This window comes from Deltaproteobacteria bacterium, from assembly GCA_019309045.1.
Taxonomy (GTDB): Bacteria; Desulfobacterota; Syntrophobacteria; order BM002; family BM002; genus JAFDGZ01.
Genome location: JAFDGZ010000001.1, coordinates 1 through 17,469 on the forward strand (window position 1 = coordinate 1; position 17,469 = coordinate 17,469).

Below are 17,469 nucleotides of genomic sequence, written 5' to 3' on the forward strand. Positions count from 1 at the left end.
GCAATACGACTGTTTCAGCATACTGCGGCCCACAAGCCCATTTCGGCTGCCGCAGACCATTCAGCGGGCCTGGCAGGAGTTTCTCGAGGAAGAAGGGGTTGATTCTCTCAGGGCCGTGGAAAAGTGCAGCCAGCACCCAGGCAAGATGTGGGTGATTCGAGGAAAAAGGATGATGCCCCTGCTGCCGCTCAGCCCGCCTGAGCAGCCCTGGCATAGCAGTCAGTATCAGTCGCTGCCCGAGGTGTATGTCCAGAATGCCAGCCTGGAGATTGCCTGGTCGCGGGTGGTCTTTGAGGAGGGAACCATTGCCGGCAATGTCTTGATGCCATTTCTTACCAAGGAGTACGAGGGCTTCGACCTCAATACAGACTACGACTGGAGAATCGCCCAGGAACTGGTTCGGCAAGGCAGGGCCGAGCTGCCGTTCATAGAGCGATCCCCTTATCCCCTCGAGGAGCTGTCGAATAAATGCTAGAAATCAGGCTTATTCCCAGAAAAGAATTTCAAAGAATTCAGCAGGCAGGCATCGACAACTATGACAAACTGGCACTTCTTGCCGATATGTGCAGGGCAAATGCACTGGCCACGGTGAAAAAGGCAGGCTCCGGTCATCTTGGCTCCAGCTTCAGTTCTCTTGATATCGTCACCCTGCTCTACTACTCGGTAATGAACACCGTGGAACTGGGTCTGGACCACCCAGACCGGGACATCTACTTCTCTTCAAAAGGCCATGACGTCCCCGGCCACTATGCCGTTCTCTATGCCCTCGGCATCCTGCCGGAGGAGCAGTTCATAAAGCTGCGGCGTCTCGGGGGCACCCACGGCCATCCGGATGTGAGTGTGCCGGGCATAGAAGCGAATTCCGGCTCCCTGGGCATGGGCATCTCCAAGGCCAAAGGCATGGCCCTGGCCAAGCACTACCAGGGCGCTGGCGGCCGGGTGTTCGTCATGACAGGAGACGGGGAACTCCAGGAAGGTCAGATATGGGAGTCACTGCAGACTGCAGTGCATCAAAAAGTTAGCAACATCAATGTTATCATCGACTTCAACAAGATTCAGACGGACAAACCCGTTGAGGAAATTGTCGAACTTGGCGATCTGGAGAAGAAGTTTGCCACCTTCGGCTGGCACGTGGAGCGCTGCAGCGGACACGATTTTGCAGCACTCCAGGCAGCATTCGCAGCATTGCAACAAATTGGAGACAGGCCAAAGGTTCTCATTGCAGATACCATAAAGGGCAAGGGCGTTTCTTTTATGGAAGGACCAACCGCCTTGAGAGAGGGCAAAGGTCTTTACAGCTGGCATGCGGGAGCACCGGATGATGAGGCCTTTGAAGCGGGCTATCAAGAGATGTTGCAGCGGTTGCAGGAAAGATTACAGAGGCTTGGTCTGGCGCCTTTGGCGACCCGGGTCATAGAAAGGAGAGAAAAACACAGAACCAGGCTGAAGGATACCGCTGAAAAAGTAGTCAACGCTTACGGGGAGGCCCTGGTAGAGTTGGGTGGCCGCAGGAAAGACCTGGTGGTTCTGGATGCCGACCTGTCTGCCGACTGTGGCTTGCGCGCCTTTGAAACCACCTTTCCTGAACGGTTCATCGAAAACGGCATCGCCGAGCAGGACATGGTCTCTACTGCTGGCGGCCTGGCGCTCCAGGGACTGCTGCCCATAGTGAACTCATTCGGCGTATTCCTCGCCTCACGCGCCAATGAGCAAATCTATAACAATGCTACCGAACACACCAAGATCATCTACGTTTGCCATTACGCCGGGCTCATCCCCGCCGGCCCCGGCAAATCCCACCAGAGTCTGCGCGATGTCTCCCTGTTCGGCGCCCTGCCCAACTGCACTATAATAGAGCCGTGCAATGCAGTGGAGACCAAACAAGCTCTGGAGTGGTGCGTCATGGAAGCAGCAGAGAACTGCATGCTGCGGCTGGTGATTTCGCCTTCACCCAGAACCATTGCTCTGCCAGAAAATTATCGCTTTTTCTACGGCAGGGGGACTGTACTACGGGACGGCAGCGACGCTGTACTTTTCGGCTATGGGCCCGTGCTCCTCCACGAGGCACTGGTTGCCAGTGAGATCCTGGCAGAACAGGGCATCCATCTGAAAGTGATTGACATGCCCTGGTTGAACCGACTGGACAGGGACTGGTTCCAAGAAGTGACCTGGGGATGCAGCAAGGTCTTCGTCCTTGACAACCATGCTCCCTACGGCGGCCTGGGAGACTGCCTGCTCAAGGGGGCTGCTGCTGCAGGCCTCTTGCTGGACAAGCATCTGGTCAATTTTGCTGTCGACGACTTTCCTGCTTGTGGAACACCACCAGAAGTTCTACAACACCATGGTCTGGATGGCGCATCCCTGTCGCGGCGGATTGCCGGCATACTGCAAAATGCCAGCAAATGATGCTAAGATTCTCTACTCGAATTCCGGGAGTATGGTAGATCCATGGCAGTAAACAAGGCCCTGTTGCTCATACCGGTGGAAAACCAGGTGCGCGAACTGGACCCCAAGCTGCTGCTGGCCTGCGTGGCAGCCAGAAGAGGTTATTCCTCGGTTGTGGGCTCCCGCCGGGAGATGGAGTTTCACATCGATTCCTTCCCTCCCAGCATATATCTTTCCAAGAGCATGACCGTACGCAGCCTGTTGTTTTTCCGGGCTGCCAGAAAGCTGGGGCATGAAATCGTTGCCTGGGACGAAGAAGCACTGGTACACCTGCCCCCGGAAATCTACTATTCCCGCAGGCTGGATCCCAGGGCCATCAGGTACGTCTCTCGTCTGTTCGCCTGGGGTAAGGACAATGCTGAGCTGTGGGAACATTATCCTCATCTGCCTGCAGACCTGCCGATTCACATTACCGGCAATCCGCGCAGCGACATGCTGCGCTCCGATATCTGCGGCTTCTACCAGCAAGAAGTCGACAATCTACAGAAAAGATACGGTGATTTCATCCTGGTCAACACCAATTTTAACCATGTCAATGCCTTTGGACCGGATCTCAACCTGTTCAAGCCGGCCAAACTGCCTACAGGCAAGCCTCGATTCGGCCGGGCAGCGCGGGGCATGACTCGAGAATATGCCGAGGGGCTGCGAGATCACAAGCAGGCGGTCTTCGAGGACTTCCAGAGATTGATACCAATGTTGGACCTCGCTTTTCCAGATTTCAACATCGTGGTCCGCCCCCATCCCACTGAAAGTCACGAGATTTACCGCACGATCGCTGCCAGCTGCAAGCGGGTGGAGGTTACCAATGACGGCAATGTGGTGCCCTGGCTGATGGCCGCCCGGGCCCTGGTGCACAACGGCTGTACTACAGGAGTGGAGGCCTACCTTATGGGCGTACCGGCCCTGAGCTACCGGGCCACCATTGACGAACGCTATGACCTGGGTTTTTACCGATTGCCCAATCTGCTCAGCCATCAGTGTTTCAGCTTCGAACAGCTGCGGGACACCCTGGAAAAGGCGCTGGCTGGCCAACTCGAAGTTGCCGGCGACGACGATCGCCAGGCCATCATCGCCCATTACCTGGCGGCCCGCCATGGGCCCCTGGGCTGTGAACGTATGCTGGATGTGATCGAAGAAATGCTGGCTGCAGGGTTGGACTCGAATAGCAGCAACACCCTGGTGCGCCGCACTGTCTCCGCCGGGTTGCAGGTGGCCCGCAACCTGAAGTATCACCTGCCCGGTTCGCACAATCGGCCGGAATTCCAGCAGCATCGCTACCCGGGGATCTCTATGGCAGAGTTGCAGCAGAGGATTTCCCGCTTCCAGGAACTGCTGGGCGATGATCGGCAGTTGACAGTGGAGACGATTTCCCCAGTCCTTTTTCTAATCAGCCCCTGAGAAAGAGCCTGCAAAATCCCGGAGCTCAAACGCATGAAAAAAAGAACTGCACTCAAGTCAAAGGAATCATACGAAGACACCTGGAATGATGCTTTAAAGATTATGCAAAGCGATATAATCAACAAAGATAAGCATCTGATCGATATTTTAGATAATCTACTTAAGAATAAGGTGCATAAACGTTTCGAGAAAAAATTCTTTCGTGATTTTCACAAGAAATTAGGGATTCCTATGAAAAGGAATCAACTGCCTAGAGAACGTCTGGTAGTCCAAAATGGTGAATACAGGATTGTGCCTTTAAATACAATCCTAGACTATAATTTTATCGATATATTGGCAGAGTTTGTCCAGGAAAAAGAAAATCAACTTGATTATGTAATTGAACTCGGCAGCGGTATTGGCATAAATCTATTTTTGCTTGCCTATAAACTTGAACCCGCTCTGAGAAAACGGCTAAGATTTTTTTCGTGTGAGTTTACCGATTCAGGGAGGAAAGCCTGTCAAGAATTACTAAAATTAAGAGATGAATTCCCAATGTCAATAGAATATTTTGACTACTATAAGCCTGATTTCTCATTCCTTTCACCCAAGAAAAATGTGCTGTTTATTACCGCTCATTCGATTGAACAGATTCCTCAAATAGACAGGGCTGTCTTTACAGAAATGTTAGAGGTGTCGAACCAATGTTATTGCTATCATGCTGAACCTGTCGGTTGGCAATATGATGAAGCCGTAGCGAGTCAACGACTTCATTTGAAGCCCAGTCACTGGAAAGAAAATAGATCCAAATTTAGGCATAGACTGGAAAAAATTGATAGATGGACATTCTCACGATTTGGTATTGGTGTGGTAAATATAGGCGGAAAATTTGGAATCGACATAGAGAAAAGTGATATTGGCAGGAGTGATAAAGTCTCAACCAATGCTGCAATGTATTCATTTGCCAAAGACTATAATGCCAATCTGGTAGCAGTATTAAAAGAGATGCAGAGCGAAGGTTTAATTAAAATCGACACGGAAATGATAAATCTGTATGGCAAGAACCCGTTTAATCCAACCTCGTTAATTTCATGGCATAAAATTGGTGTTTGAATATAGTTCAGCAGGATTTACTGGAGTAGCCAAGAATAAAGTTAACCGCTAATCACTCGATCGCATTGATGACATGATATCAAGTAGACAGTGAACTGAGCTGAAGGGCAACAGTGAAAAGGATCCATAAAAAAGTTTCCCTGATTATTCCCGTTGAGAGCCAGTGGCGTGAATTTGATGCCAAGATGCTCCTTGCCTGTATTGCAGCTGCACGGGGATTTTCTGCTTACATAGGGCCTAATACGGAAATCGAATCGCAGATTTCTTCTTTTCCAAAGGGGTTTTATCTTGCTTATCGGCTGAAATCTGGAAATGCGAGATTCTTTAGAATTCTATGCAAGCTCGGCTTTGAAATAGTTGCCTGGGACGAGGAAGCCCTGGTGCGCTTACCTTCTGCAATGTACTATTCACGAAGGCTTTCTCCCAAGGCATTTCGCTGGGTTTCGCACCTGTTTGCCTGGGGAAAGGATAATTTTCACTTGTGGCGCCGCTATCCTCACCTGTCGTCCGATACGCCAATTCAAATCACAGGCAATCCGCGCTTCGACCTGTTGAGATCAGAATTGCGAGCTTTCTATGAACAGGAAGCTGCTGCTCTGCAGGAGAAATACGGCAACTACATACTGCTCAATACCAACTTCAAACATGTGAATGCCTTTTACCCCTTTCTGAATATATTGCAGCCCTCACAAGATGAAGCAGCAGCACCGATACTCGGCAGGGGGGGCAGCGGCATGACGTTGGAGTATGCAGTGGGGCTTCACGAACATAAAAAGAAGCTTTTCCACGCTTTCCAGGAAGCCATTCCTTTACTGGAGCAGGCTTTCCCAGATTACACCATCATCGTCAGACCACATCCGGTTGAAGATCAGCGAATTTATCATAACATCGCCGCCAGATGCAAACGGATCATTGTGACCAATGATGGTAATGTTGTTCTCTGGATGCTGGCGGCCAAAGCGCTCATTCATAATGGTTGTACTACAGCTGTTGAGGCGCACTCGATGGGACTGCCAGCAATCAGCTATTGTCCCGTTTTGAACGAGCTTTATGACGCTGGTTTTTACCATCTACCAAATTCCCTCAGTCACCAGTGTCTCAACTTCGAGCAGCTGTGCCAGACGCTGAGTAGAATACTTGCCGGCGAATTGGGACCGCCAGATGGAGCAAAAATAAGAGAACTCCTTGATCACTACCTGGCTGCTCAGGACGGCCCTCTAGCCAGTCATCGCATAGTTGACGTTCTGGAAAAGACTGTCGAAAGCCGGCCAAACTTCTCCAGGGCGGGGATTCGCGACAGGTTACATGGTCGGTACCTGGCCGTCAACCATCGTCTGAAGAAGAAGCATCGAAAAACTGAACTCCGCCGGCATCGCTATCCGGGCATAGCACTAGAGGAATTACAGAAGCAAGTTGACAAGATGCTGGAAGTATTGAAGATCGACAGTAACATAAGGGTAAAGCAGCTGGCCGAACAAATCTTCCAAATCAGCTCCTAGAATTGTCACCTCATATAGCAGCAGTAGATAACAGTCCCAAAAATTGGAAAATGTGCTAATCTGGGGGTCGGGCCGTATTAGGTCACTGCTGATTTTTAGACACTATCAAGATTAGAGAAGATGCGCTTTTTACTTATCATCTTTCGGCGGTATCCTGGGCAGACCATCATGCTGCTGATAGCTCTCCTCTTTGCCGGCATTGCCGAGGGTATTGGTATATCGGCGATGCTGCCGCTGCTTACCATTACACTGGGCGGCTCCGGAGCAGCAGCCGGGAAAAAGGCCACGCAGGCCGAGCAGATGATCCAGCATATTTTTGACTGGCTCGGCTTTACGCCAACGCTGGAATTTTTGCTCATCCTCATCTTTTTTACCTTCCTGATCAAAACCCTGCTGGTGTTGTTCGCTAACAAACGCGTCGGCTATACAGTGGCACAGTTAACCACTGATTTGCGCCACCAGGCGTTAAAGGCCTTCATTATGGCGGGGTGGGAGTTTCATCTGTCCCAGCCAATCGGCAGGCTATCGTCAGCCATGGGCGGCGAGACAGCTCAGACAGCCAAAGCATACGCAGCCGGCGTTTCCATGATTGTTGTCGTCATCCACACAATGATCTATATAGGTGTGGCCATGATGGTTTCCTGGAAGGCAACATTGGTCGCCCTGGCTGCCGGCGTCCTGATCTGGTATCCCCTGAACCACTTCGTCAAGAAAGCCAGAAAAGCCGGCCGCCGTCAGGTGAAGCTGAGGCGATCTCTGTCGTCTTTTTTTGTGGACACAATTCAATCCATGAAACCACTCAAAGCCATGGCGCGCGAGGACCGGGCGGAAGCTGTTCTCATTTCCAAGACCAACAAACTGAAAAAGGCTTTGCAGAGGGAAATTATAAGCAAAGAGTCTTTGTCAGCCTATCAGGAAATAATGCTGGTAACCTTTCTGCTCATTGCCATTTACGTGGCAATCGCTGTCTGGCATATGGCAGCGAGCACCGTGTTGATCTTGATAGTGCTGTTGCGCCGCATCCTGAGCAAGTTGGGCAAGATTCAGAAGCAGTACCAGCTGATGAGCATCCAGGAAGTCGGTTACTGGACAATGACCAAAACCATTGAGACGGCCCGTAATATGCGAGAGAAGAACCTCGGCCAGCAGAAGCCAGTGCTGAGGCATGCCATTCGGTTGCAGGAGGTGACATTTGCCTACGGTGAACACAACATCCTCGACAATGCCTCCCTTACCTTCCCGGCTGGAAAGATCACCGCAATTGTTGGGCCGTCGGGAGCTGGAAAAACCACCATTGTGGATCTGGTGATCGGGCTCTTGCGTCCACAGAAAGGTGAGATCTGGATAGACGACCTGCCGCTGGCCGAAGTGGACATTCGCCAGTGGCGGCGCATGATCGGTTATGTGTCCCAGGAGCCTATTCTGCTGCACGATTCCATTTTCATCAACGTCACTCTCGGAGATCCGAACGTCACTGAAAAAGAGGTGCGTGAAGCCTTGAAGAAGGCCGAGGTCTGGGACTTCGTTGCCACGATGCCCAAGGGGATGTACAGTTCCGTGGGACAGCGTGGCCTGAGATTGTCCGGAGGCCAGCGGCAGCGCGTTGCTATAGCCCGGGCACTCGTACACCAGCCCGAGTTGCTCATTTTGGACGAGGCCACCACCGCCCTCGATCCGAAAAGTGAAGCGGCCATCTGTGCTACCCTGCGAAGGCTCCGGGGTGATCTTACGATCCTGGCAATCTCCCACCAGCCTGCTGTACTGGAGGTTGCCGACCAGGCCTACCGGGTGCAGAACGGCACAGTGGTCCCTGTAAGCATAATTGCCAAGAGCGATGCTGTCTTGCAAGAAGTCAATGTTAGCTCTGACGAGAAACCGCAGACAGGCTGTGCAGTCAAGAAAACACCTTGAGAACAATCAAAATCCAGCTCCAGGGGTGCTGGTATAATTTCCCACCTGGAATGACTTCATGCCAAGACGTTACCTGCATAAATCAATACTATTATCACCATAGTATCTAGCCGTGCAATTTGGAAAACAATCTCTTTCTCTCTCTCTGGGAGAACAAGTTCGGTATATCCCGCAGAAGGCCGCCGCAGGCAAGAATATAACTGGGCCGCACGTCATAGCCAAATTGCCTGGCATAATTCCTCGTGATAGAGCTTACCAGATGAGCCTGGTCGACAGTAAGCGCCGCCTGCCATTTGTCGGGATCATTTCTGACGATTTCATTCAGCTCAATGTTTTTTCTTTTCCAGAATTCATGTTCCTGGACAATCTTCTCCGGGGCGGCAATATCAGGAACTCCCTGGCCGCCAAACGGGATATCCAAGAACTGCCATAGATTGTGAACAACTTTTTCTGTTTCAGAAGTTAAATCTTCATACCTAACTAGAAATACATTGTTTTCATTTTTGATTTGTATTATAGCTGCGGCAATTTTGTTATATAGAAGGGCTAGCCGTGTTATTGATTTCCTTTCAATCTTGGTCCTAGTTTTTTGTGAACTGACCACATTTTTCGGCTCACGAATCATGCAGATAAATTTAGCCGTCGGGTAATAATGAAGTATCTTTGAATAAAAAAATACATGCCTGGGGGTTTTCTCTAGGAAAGTATTCTTGTTCTCTTCATTAAATATATCAATAATATATTCAAATATTTCTTTTTGCGACTCTAGACTGCAGATAATTTCTTCATCTACTTCGATTCTTGCTTTTTTCTTTAAAAGATGCTGTATTTTCTTCCTGTTTTTTTCATCTAACTGTTCAGGCAAGCCATACCCCACCCGCGAAAAAAAGTGGGTCTCGGGCACTGGGAAATAATATCCTGTGTTGCACAGGATTCCCTGGATCAATGTGGTGCCGGACCTGGGCATCCCCACGACAAACACAGGATCTCGATAAGGCCTTTTGGCTTCTATTCGGCTCATGGCAGGGTAGCTTGCTGAAATTCACGATATTTTCGAACAGATCTTCAATACTTCTCTATACAGCCCAGTCGTCATATCTGCAATAATTTGTAACTGTTCCTGCGTCAATGTCTTGTATCTGTTTAGTGTGCTTTCGATGATCCCGGCTTGCTGGTCTTTGAACGAGGTGTTGGCCCTGATAGGGAATTTGTTGAATGAAGGAATCAACAGGCAATCATCAAAAGCAATCTGCAAAAAGTCGGCTAAAAAACGCATGACTGCTTCAGTGTGTAGTATTAAATCTTCGAACGTCAGAACACAGACGCGCTCGCCATACAGTGCTTTGTTGCGGAGCATTGCCTCGGCATTCTCTCTCCACAACTGCAATGATTCCCTGATATTGCCATAAATCGAAGGCTTGTGCCTTGCTGCTGAAGGATACCAGTTCTTGGGATCTCTGATGATGGATATCAGCCGACCGTCAGGGTAGATTTCGAAGAACGATTTTACATTGCTCTCATCCATGGCCAGCCTGGCAGTGAAAGCAATGATGAATTTTTTCTGGCCAGCACTGTTCTGGTTGTTGAGCCAGGCCCCGAAATAGGAGGTCATGTAAGCATTGAACACATCCCGTTGGGTAACTGAAGCCAGTTCGCCCAGATGTCGCAAAAAGAGCTCCTTTTGAACAGCTGGCAGGAACAGAAACAGAAACGTTTCATCCATGTTTTTCTGCTTTTTGTAGCCGCTTTTGAAATGCTTCAGAACAACCGGCTCGAACAGGACTTGCAGCCACCGTTCTGGTTCTTCATCAAGATGAAATTCAGGCCACACGTATTTTGTTGGAAAACCAATTTTCAGCTCGTGGGGGTGGGCATGAACTTCAGGATGACCATCGAAGAGCTGGCTCAACAGCGTGCCACCGGAACGCTGGAGCTGAGAGATAAGGACAAGAGGCGACTCCACAGTTTGCATGTGTGCTGCGCACGACCGCTGCAAGGCCTTTAACTGATCACTGCGACAGCGAAATTCCCTTTTCAGTTCATTGAGGCGGCGCCTCTGCTTGCGAAAACGCTTGAAAGTAATTTTGCCGTCTCTGGCAATCATGGCGTCTGTAGCACTGCGCCCCAATGTCTTCTGCGAAATTTTTGTCAAAAATTCTTGATAAATCATAGCATTTATGCCGGCTGTCTCTTATTAAAGCCGACTCTGTCACCTGACCACCTCTTTAATGGGCTACAGCACATCAGAGTGTGCAGTTGTTGAAAACGACCTATCTGCCGCCATGTTCACGATGAAAGCCTGGTAATCTCCGAGCACGTCTCTTTCCTCTGCGCCCCCATAAATGATCTCCGAGAGGAATCTAGCCACATTCTCCTCAGTATAGGGCAGGGCAGCCCTGTCTTTCTGCAATGACGCCAGGGCGTTCTGCAATTCAACCTCATCATGGATAATCCAGCAGGCCCCCAGTTCCTCGTACTGGGTAATGTTTTCATGGAGGTATTTTAGATAGAGAACTGGTTTATGCTGGACCAGAGATTCGATGAGGATACTCGAGCCAATAACCAGCATAACATCCGCCCATTCACATAACTCCACAGAGGAAATCTCGGCAACATTGGCAAGCGGCATCTCTTCATAAACAATTGCCTCCTTGCCGGTGCGAGTGTGAGGCTTGACCACCACGTCAATCCCCTCGATCCCTGCCAGGATGTCGAATGTTTTCAGCATCCTGTCCACATCGATTCGGTATGCAAATCTAGTTGTCATGAAAACAACTTTTAATCCTTGTCGGTCCTCTGTTGGCAATTTCGCAGTCCTCGGGAGGATGCTTTTGTTCTGTCTCATCCACTCCTTACAATAACGGGTACTGCCCAGCACAAAAATCTTATCTCTGTCAACTCCTGCTCGAGCCAATACTTCTTTGCGCAGATTATTTTGCGTAACAATAGCATCAAAGCGATTGAATTTATCGTATCTACTGTCCTCTGTCGAACCTATTCTAACGAAATTATTGGTATATATAAAGACACCGTGAGGAAGGGCAATTGTAGGCACCTTTTTTTCTCTTGCCGCTTTCAAGAGCACTTTGACTACAAATCTCTTTGGTTTTACATGGTCGAAACACATGACCTTTGTCCCTGTTTGTTCAATGATGCTGCGGGCCCAGGAAACATCATAAAATTTTCTTCTCGAATATCTGTATATTTTCTTGCCGATTTTCCGAAGACGGTTTCTTGATATGGAAAACAGGGGAGTTAAAACGTGAGATTTATTGTCCGCTCTGTTGACAACTGCAAAGCAGGTTCTGCTGAGCAGTCGCAGTAAACGGTGCACTGGACCCAAACCCTGGGCAAACTCGTCAAAGATATAATTGACGTTGACTCCGCTCTTTCTCAAGAATTCCAAACGATAATCACCTCGGATGTCATATTCTGGATTCAGACAGTAGACGGCAACCGGAAAATTATCCAAATTCATTTTCCACACCACAGGTGTGATGTGATCAATATCATTGAATTCTCTTACAAAAAACATATACATGTTAACCCTCTGACAACTCTTCTCAAAGTGTAGCCACGGACGGTTGGAATCTCTTGGAATGCCCTACATCATAGGAAGGGACCGATTTTTTTTCAATACCTGTGTGAGCTGCCAGTGGTACTGAAACTCAGCAATTTGTTTGAAAACGGCTGTAGAAGCTGATTGTGAACATGGATAGCAGCTATAAGCCAACGAAATCATGTTCTGCTTCTCTGGACATATTTCTTCTCACCTTTCCTTGAAATGCGGCTGAATCTTGTGGTAAATGAATTTTCTCTATCAATTAGGAAAGATGTAGGTAAAATACAGATGTCTCCAGCAGAGTAAAAAAGTAGAAGGAGAACAAGCAAGGCATGACGTCGAAGAGACCGTTTTTGTTGATTCCGGTGGAAAACCAGGTACGTGAACTGGATGCCAAACTCTTGCTGGCTTGCATTGCTGCCAACCGCGGCCTTTCCTCTATTATCGGCTCCAAGCGGGAGCTGGAAGCTCGCATTGCAACTTACCCGAAAAGCATCTATCTCGCCAAATCACTGCTGCACGGCCACAGCAAGTTTCTGCGCATTGCCCGTCAGCTCGGCCATGAAATCACTGCCTGGGACGAAGACGCCCTGGTCCATCTGCCGGCCGAGATTTACTTTTCTCGGCGGCTCTCGCCTGACTCCATTGCCTGCGTGTCTCAGCTGTTCGCCTGGGGCAAGGACAACGCCGAGCTCTGGCGCCAGTATCCCGCCATGCCGGCGCACATGCCTATTCATGTTACGGGAAACCCTCGCAATGATCTGCTGCGCCCTGAAATCCAGCCGTTTTATGACAAGGCGGTCAGTGAAATCAGGGACCAATTTGGCGATTTCATCCTCATCAACACCAATTTCAATCACGTCAATGCCTTTTCGCCCATCCGCAAGCTGTTCCTACCCCCGGACAAACCTGGTGAGGCCCCCAGGTTCGGCCGCGCCGCCAGGGGCATGCCGCGAGAATATGCCGAAGGGTTGCAGCTGCACAAGCAGGCTGTCTTCGAACAATTTCAGAAAATGATCCCTGCTCTGGACAGGGCCTTTCCAGATACCACCATCATTGTTCGTCCTCACCCGGTGGAAAGCCAGGAAATATATCACCGCATCGCCAGAGAATGCAAAAGGGTGCAGGTGACCAACCAGGGCAACGTGGTGCCCTGGCTGCTGGCCTGCAGGGCGCTCATTCACAATGGCTGCACCACCAGCGTCGAGGCCTATGTCATCGGCGTTCCCGCCATCAGCTATCGAGCAGTCACCAACGAAGTCTACGACTACGGTTTCTATCGCTTGCCGAACACACTCAGCCATCAGTGTTTCAATTTCGATGAATTGCAGCAGACTCTACAAAAGATCCTGGCTGGGGAGCTCGGCATCGTAGAGGGCCAGGAAGCCAGGGCAATGATGGAGCATCATCTGGCAGCTTATCATGGGCCGCTCGCTGGTGAGAGGATCGTCGATGTACTCGAAAAAATGGTGCACTCCCTGCCAGAGTCGCCCAAACCCCCCGCGGCAGCTCGCCTGGAGGGTTGGTATCGAGCGAACAAACGCCGCTTACGGCGCTGGACCAAGTCGGTGCGCAAGGATGCTAGCAGGTCCCTCGAACACCAGCGCAAAAAAAATCCGGCTGTTCCCCTGCCAGAGTTGCACGAGCGGATTGCCAGATTTCAGAAAGTGCTGGGGGAGAGCCGCCAACTCCAGGTAGAACAGCTTCACCCCACCCTCTTCCGTATCACTCCTTGAGGTTGCTGTTTTTCTGCTTCAATCAAAGACCGCCGCTAGAGCCATGACCTCTGCATAGGTCTCCGCCGTCATGCCTTCAATGGCCCGCAACTGTTGTCCTGTCAGTGTTTCGTACCTGGACAGCGGACCGGACAAGATACCAGCCCTGGTCGCTTCGAAGCTCGTGTGGGCTTTGATCGGAAACTTGTTAAAGGTTGGCAGCAAGAGAATATCAGCAAATTCTATATCCAGGAACTCGGCCAGATGATGCATCACAGCCTCAGCCTTGGCGAGCAGGTCTTCAAAGGCAATGATGCACATGCGCTCGCCATAGTGCTTCTTGTTCAAAATTGCTGCCCGGGTGTTGTTGTTCCACTGGCTGACGGCCTGCTTGAGGTCTCCGTATTTTTCTGGCACGTGTCGCAGGGCAGACGGATACCAGTTCTTGGGATCCCGGACAATGGTGATCAAGCGGCCATCTGGATAGACGTCAAAAAAGCGAGCCACGTTGTCCCTGTGCTCAGACAGTCTGGGGGTAAAAGCGGTCACAATCTTCTTGCGGCCGTGCATGTTCTGATTGTTTATCCAGGCACCAAAATAAGAGGTCATATAGGCATCGAAGACCTGACGCAATGTTCGAGTTCCCCTGGACTTGAGGCACGCCAAGAAGATTTCCTTCTGCAGAGAGGGCACAAAAAAGAAGGCAAAGGCTTCCTTGTCCCGCCGTCCTTTCTTGTAGCCCTTCTGGGAATGTTCCAGGACCATCCTTTCAAAGAGAACTGTAAACCAGCGCTCAGGTGAATCGTTGAGATCAATTCTTGGCCAGATGTACTTTTTCTTATAGCCCAGCATCAGCTCGTGTGGATGAGCGTGTATCTGCGGATGTCCATCAAATAGTTGACTCAGGAGCGAGCCGCCCGAGCGCTGGATCTGAGAAATGAGAACGAGCGGTTCAGTAACGGCTAAAATGTGCTGCAGGCAGGTTTGCTGCAAGTACTCCAATTGCAGTTCCTTGTCATTACAAAGCTTCCTGATCATTTTGGACCTGGAGTGACCCGGCAAATACGCCCTGCCTTTTTCCCTATTTTCTGCAGCACCCGGGGAGAGCACTTTTTCTGCCCTGTTCTTTCCGCAACTATCCTTGTCAGCCTGCCTGCCGCTTGCCTGCACATACGCTTGCAGGAGTTATGACCTTCTGGCGCGGCCTGGAACCGCAAGCAACAATGAATTGTAGATAACTGCCGAGCACATCCTTGTTGCTGCTGCCGCCATAGACCACCTCTTTCAGGTATGCCGCCACGTTCTTCTCACCATATGGCAGGTCCTGTTTGTCCTTGTGCAGCTTGCGCAATGCTCTCTGCAGTTCCACTTCGTCTGTTATGAGCCAACAGGCTCCCAGCTCTTCAAACAAAGTTGTGTTCTTGTGGAGATACTTGAGGTAAAGAGCTGGCTTTCCCTGCATGAGGGCCTCGGTAACAACGCTTGAGCCCACCACCAGCAGAACATCGGCCCATTCACACAACTCGGCGGTCAGGATGGTGGAGGCATCCAACAAATGGCTTTCATCTAGTTGTCGATTGTGATCGCCGCTTCTGGTATGGGGTTTGACCATCGTCTGGATGTCGGCAAGGTGGGCCAGGACGTCAAAGGTGGTAGCCATTCTTTGCAAATCAATTCTGCATTGCGGCTTTGACTGCATAAACACTACCTTCAATTTCCCAGAATCACTCTGGGCCGCTCCTAGTGATCTGGGCAGAATCCTGCTGTTCTGCTGCAACCATTCTTTGCAATAGCGGGCGCTGCCGAGTACGAATATTTTGTTCTCTGGAATGCCGGCCTCTAGCAAAAGTTCTTTGCGCAAGCGATTGGGAACCAGGATATAGTCGAATCTGGCGAACTTGGCCCTTCTTCTCCTGCGGGTTGACTTTGGTTTGCTATTCTTATTGGTATACAGCATGACCCCGTGCGGCAGCGACACCGTAGGTATGCACATCTCTCGGGCAGCTTTCAAGAACGAGCTGACCACATAACGCCGCGGCATGACGTAGTCGAAGCAAATCGCCTGCGCGCCGGTCTGTACCAGTATGCTATGCGCCCATGTCTTGTTGTAGTACAAGAGGCGCGTTATCTTGTAGAACAGTGTGCCCAGAAGAGCAAAAAAGGTTATTAGCAGACGGCTCGAGGCATCAGCAGTCCCAGGTTTCAGGGAAGCAAGCCTTTTTTCCCTGCCGTAGCTGGCATGCGTCAGAGTGCTCAAGAGCTTGTGAAGACGCCCTCGGTTTTGATCAAACTCGTTGTGGAGATAATTGACAGTAACGCCCAGCTGCTGCAAGAAACGGAGCCGATAATCCTCGGAGATATCATATCTGGGGTTCATACAGTATACGGCAACCGGATAGTTTTCCTTATGCATCTTCCAGACAACAGGCACGGTGTGGTCTATATCATTGAAGTGCCTCACAAAAAAAAGGTACATCCTGGCAACCCCTCTCTCCGCTCTAGCTGCCCGCCGCTAAGCACCGGAGATGGCAGCGGCCTGCTCGAGCACTTTCTTATACACCTCTCCTGTCATTTCTTCAATGATGCCAGAGTCTTCTGGAGCGATATCCCTTATTTTGGACTCTCCATGTCCAAAATTACTGGTCTCTTTTAAAGGATTCTTGTTAAAAGTGGGCGTCAACAGAATATCGTCAAAACAGACTCCCAGAAATTCTGCCAGATACCTCATGACGACCTCGGTGCGCTCGAGCAGGTCTTCAAATAGTATCAGGCACACCCTCTGGCCATATTTTTGTCGATTTCTCAGCACGGCCGCAGCACTCTTGTTCCATTGACTCAGGGCTTGGCGGAGATCTGCAAATTTGTCATGGCAGCAGTCCCTGGCCGAAAAATACCAATCTTGTGGCTCCCGAATTACCGAGATCAACCGACCTTCAGGATAAATTTCGAAATATGACTCCATATTTTCATCAGTGTGAGCCAGCTCTGAGGCAAGAGCCGTAATGAATCTTTTCTCACCGACCATATTCTGATTGTTGACCCAGGCGCCGAAGTAGGAGGTCATATAGGCGTCGAAAACATCACGAAGTGTGATGGAGTCCAATGTCGGCAGGTATTTCACAAAAAGATCTCTCTGCAGAGGCGGCAGAAAGATAAAGAGGAAGCTATCCTGGCAGCTTTCCAACTTCCCAAAACCGTCACGAAAATAGTCCACAACACTGTCTTCGAACAGAATCTCGAACCATTCAAGAGGAGTCTTGTCGAGGTCAATCTTGGGCCAGGTATCTCTTTCCGGATAGCCGATCTGCAATTCACCTGGATGGACGTGCAACTCGGGATGGCCGTCCAGGAGCTGCGTCAGAAGTGCTCCTCCTGAGCACTCTAGCTGGGAGATCAACACGAGCGGTGCCGCAAGCGGCGATATCTGCTGCTGATAGGCACGAAGAGAGCGCTCCAGCCAGCCGACTCCGTGCTTGAACTCCCTGTCCAGCCTCGAGAAGCGCCATCTGAGCTTGCAGCTTCTTCTCAGGCCAATCTTGCCGCCCTCGGCAATGATCGAATCCGTTACACTGTTGCCGAGCAACCTTCTCGCCACTTTTTCCTGCAACTCTTTATAAGTCAAATTGCCAAGCCTCACATCTGTCGAGACCTTGATTTGCTGTGGAGGCCCCCCACCTGAATGCTGGGGCCCCAGGTCGCCTCATATCATACCGCCAATAACCAACTCTGTCATCAAGCGCTGTCGTTGCCATATGGCGCTTGCCGTTGGAATCTCATATCCGCAAGGCAAACGGTTGCCTCTCACCTGCACGGCTGCGACAGCAGTGCAGCCTTGAAGGCTGTCACC

At 50.3% G+C, this 17,469-nt stretch carries 13 protein-coding genes; 7 read left to right on the forward strand and 6 right to left on the reverse strand.

Annotated elements, in window-relative coordinates; all coding sequences use genetic code 11:
* The 6 genes from JRI89_00005 to JRI89_00030 form a co-directional block, all read left to right on the forward strand.
* A partial coding sequence (locus JRI89_00005) for an acylneuraminate cytidylyltransferase family protein (GenBank protein ID MBW2069611.1) occupies positions 1 to 475 on the forward strand: 475 nt, incomplete at its 5' end.
* The gene (locus JRI89_00010) at positions 469 to 2,406 is read left to right on the forward strand and encodes a 1-deoxy-D-xylulose-5-phosphate synthase (protein MBW2069612.1); all 1,938 of its coding nucleotides are present in this window, start codon (positions 469 to 471) and stop codon (positions 2,404 to 2,406) included. The genes JRI89_00005 and JRI89_00010, both read left to right, overlap by 7 nt.
* 42 nt (positions 2,407 to 2,448) lie before the next feature.
* On the forward strand, positions 2,449 to 3,843 hold the full coding sequence (locus tag JRI89_00015; protein ID MBW2069613.1) for a hypothetical protein: 1,395 nt from the start codon (positions 2,449 to 2,451) through the stop codon (positions 3,841 to 3,843).
* Positions 3,844 to 3,876: 33 nt separating this feature from the next.
* Positions 3,877 to 4,935 carry a hypothetical protein gene (locus tag JRI89_00020; protein MBW2069614.1) on the forward strand — a complete coding sequence of 353 codons (1,059 nt, stop codon included), beginning with the start codon at positions 3,877 to 3,879 and terminating at the stop codon, positions 4,933 to 4,935.
* Positions 4,936 to 5,048: 113 nt separating this feature from the next.
* A complete protein-coding gene (locus JRI89_00025; GenBank protein ID MBW2069615.1) occupies positions 5,049 to 6,434 on the forward strand; it encodes a hypothetical protein in 1,386 nt (461 codons plus the stop codon).
* Positions 6,435 to 6,602: 168 nt separating this feature from the next.
* Complete coding sequence (locus tag JRI89_00030; protein ID MBW2069616.1) at positions 6,603 to 8,345, forward strand: ABC transporter ATP-binding protein; 1,743 nt, start codon at positions 6,603 to 6,605, stop codon at positions 8,343 to 8,345.
* Positions 8,346 to 8,451: 106 nt separating this feature from the next.
* Here the strand turns inward: JRI89_00030 and JRI89_00035 are convergent, their stop codons facing one another.
* The 3 genes from JRI89_00035 to JRI89_00045 form a co-directional block, all read right to left on the reverse strand.
* Positions 8,452 to 9,366 (reverse strand): sulfotransferase, encoded by a 915-nt coding sequence (locus tag JRI89_00035; protein MBW2069617.1) that lies wholly within the window; start codon positions 9,364 to 9,366, stop codon positions 8,452 to 8,454.
* Between the two features lie 21 nt (positions 9,367 to 9,387).
* Positions 9,388 to 10,515 (reverse strand): sulfotransferase, encoded by a 1,128-nt coding sequence (locus tag JRI89_00040; GenBank protein ID MBW2069618.1) that lies wholly within the window; start codon positions 10,513 to 10,515, stop codon positions 9,388 to 9,390.
* 63 nt (positions 10,516 to 10,578) lie between these two features.
* Positions 10,579 to 11,886: a hypothetical protein gene (locus JRI89_00045; GenBank protein MBW2069619.1), complete on the reverse strand. Its 1,308-nt coding sequence runs from the start codon at positions 11,884 to 11,886 to the stop codon at positions 10,579 to 10,581.
* A 353-nt stretch (positions 11,887 to 12,239) separates the two neighbouring features.
* Here JRI89_00045 and JRI89_00050 point away from each other — a divergent pair, with 353 nt between their 5' ends.
* Positions 12,240 to 13,643: a hypothetical protein gene (locus JRI89_00050; protein MBW2069620.1), complete on the forward strand. Its 1,404-nt coding sequence runs from the start codon at positions 12,240 to 12,242 to the stop codon at positions 13,641 to 13,643.
* An 18-nt stretch (positions 13,644 to 13,661) separates the two neighbouring features.
* Here JRI89_00050 and JRI89_00055 read toward each other — a convergent pair whose 3' ends face one another.
* The 3 genes from JRI89_00055 to JRI89_00065 all read right to left on the reverse strand — a co-directional run bounded on the left by JRI89_00055 (position 13,662) and on the right by JRI89_00065 (position 17,217).
* Positions 13,662 to 14,660: a sulfotransferase gene (locus JRI89_00055; protein ID MBW2069621.1), complete on the reverse strand. Its 999-nt coding sequence runs from the start codon at positions 14,658 to 14,660 to the stop codon at positions 13,662 to 13,664.
* A 106-nt stretch (positions 14,661 to 14,766) separates the two neighbouring features.
* On the reverse strand, positions 14,767 to 16,098 hold the full coding sequence (locus JRI89_00060; protein ID MBW2069622.1) for a hypothetical protein: 1,332 nt from the start codon (positions 16,096 to 16,098) through the stop codon (positions 14,767 to 14,769).
* 36 nt (positions 16,099 to 16,134) lie between these two features.
* Complete coding sequence (locus JRI89_00065) at positions 16,135 to 17,217, reverse strand: sulfotransferase (protein MBW2069623.1); 1,083 nt, start codon at positions 17,215 to 17,217, stop codon at positions 16,135 to 16,137.
* Positions 17,218 to 17,469: the final 252 nt, after the last annotated feature.

Excerpts from the sequence above, each read along its gene's own strand:
- JRI89_00035 (MBW2069617.1), bottom strand. The coding sequence starts at position 9,366 with ATGAGCCGAATAGAAGCCAAAAGGCCTTATCGAGATCCTGTGTTTGTC.
- JRI89_00030 (MBW2069616.1), top strand. The coding sequence starts at position 6,603 with ATGCTGCTGATAGCTCTCCTCTTTGCCGGCATTGCCGAGGGTATTGGT.
- JRI89_00020 (MBW2069614.1), top strand. The coding sequence starts at position 3,877 with ATGAAAAAAAGAACTGCACTCAAGTCAAAGGAATCATACGAAGACACC.
- JRI89_00040 (MBW2069618.1), bottom strand. The coding sequence starts at position 10,515 with ATGATTTATCAAGAATTTTTGACAAAAATTTCGCAGAAGACATTGGGG.
- JRI89_00050 (MBW2069620.1), top strand. The coding sequence starts at position 12,240 with ATGACGTCGAAGAGACCGTTTTTGTTGATTCCGGTGGAAAACCAGGTA.
- JRI89_00055 (MBW2069621.1), bottom strand. The coding sequence starts at position 14,660 with ATGATCAGGAAGCTTTGTAATGACAAGGAACTGCAATTGGAGTACTTG.
- JRI89_00060 (MBW2069622.1), bottom strand. The coding sequence starts at position 16,098 with ATGTACCTTTTTTTTGTGAGGCACTTCAATGATATAGACCACACCGTG.
- JRI89_00045 (MBW2069619.1), bottom strand. The coding sequence starts at position 11,886 with ATGTATATGTTTTTTGTAAGAGAATTCAATGATATTGATCACATCACA.
- JRI89_00015 (MBW2069613.1), top strand. The coding sequence starts at position 2,449 with ATGGCAGTAAACAAGGCCCTGTTGCTCATACCGGTGGAAAACCAGGTG.
- JRI89_00010 (MBW2069612.1), top strand. The coding sequence starts at position 469 with ATGCTAGAAATCAGGCTTATTCCCAGAAAAGAATTTCAAAGAATTCAG.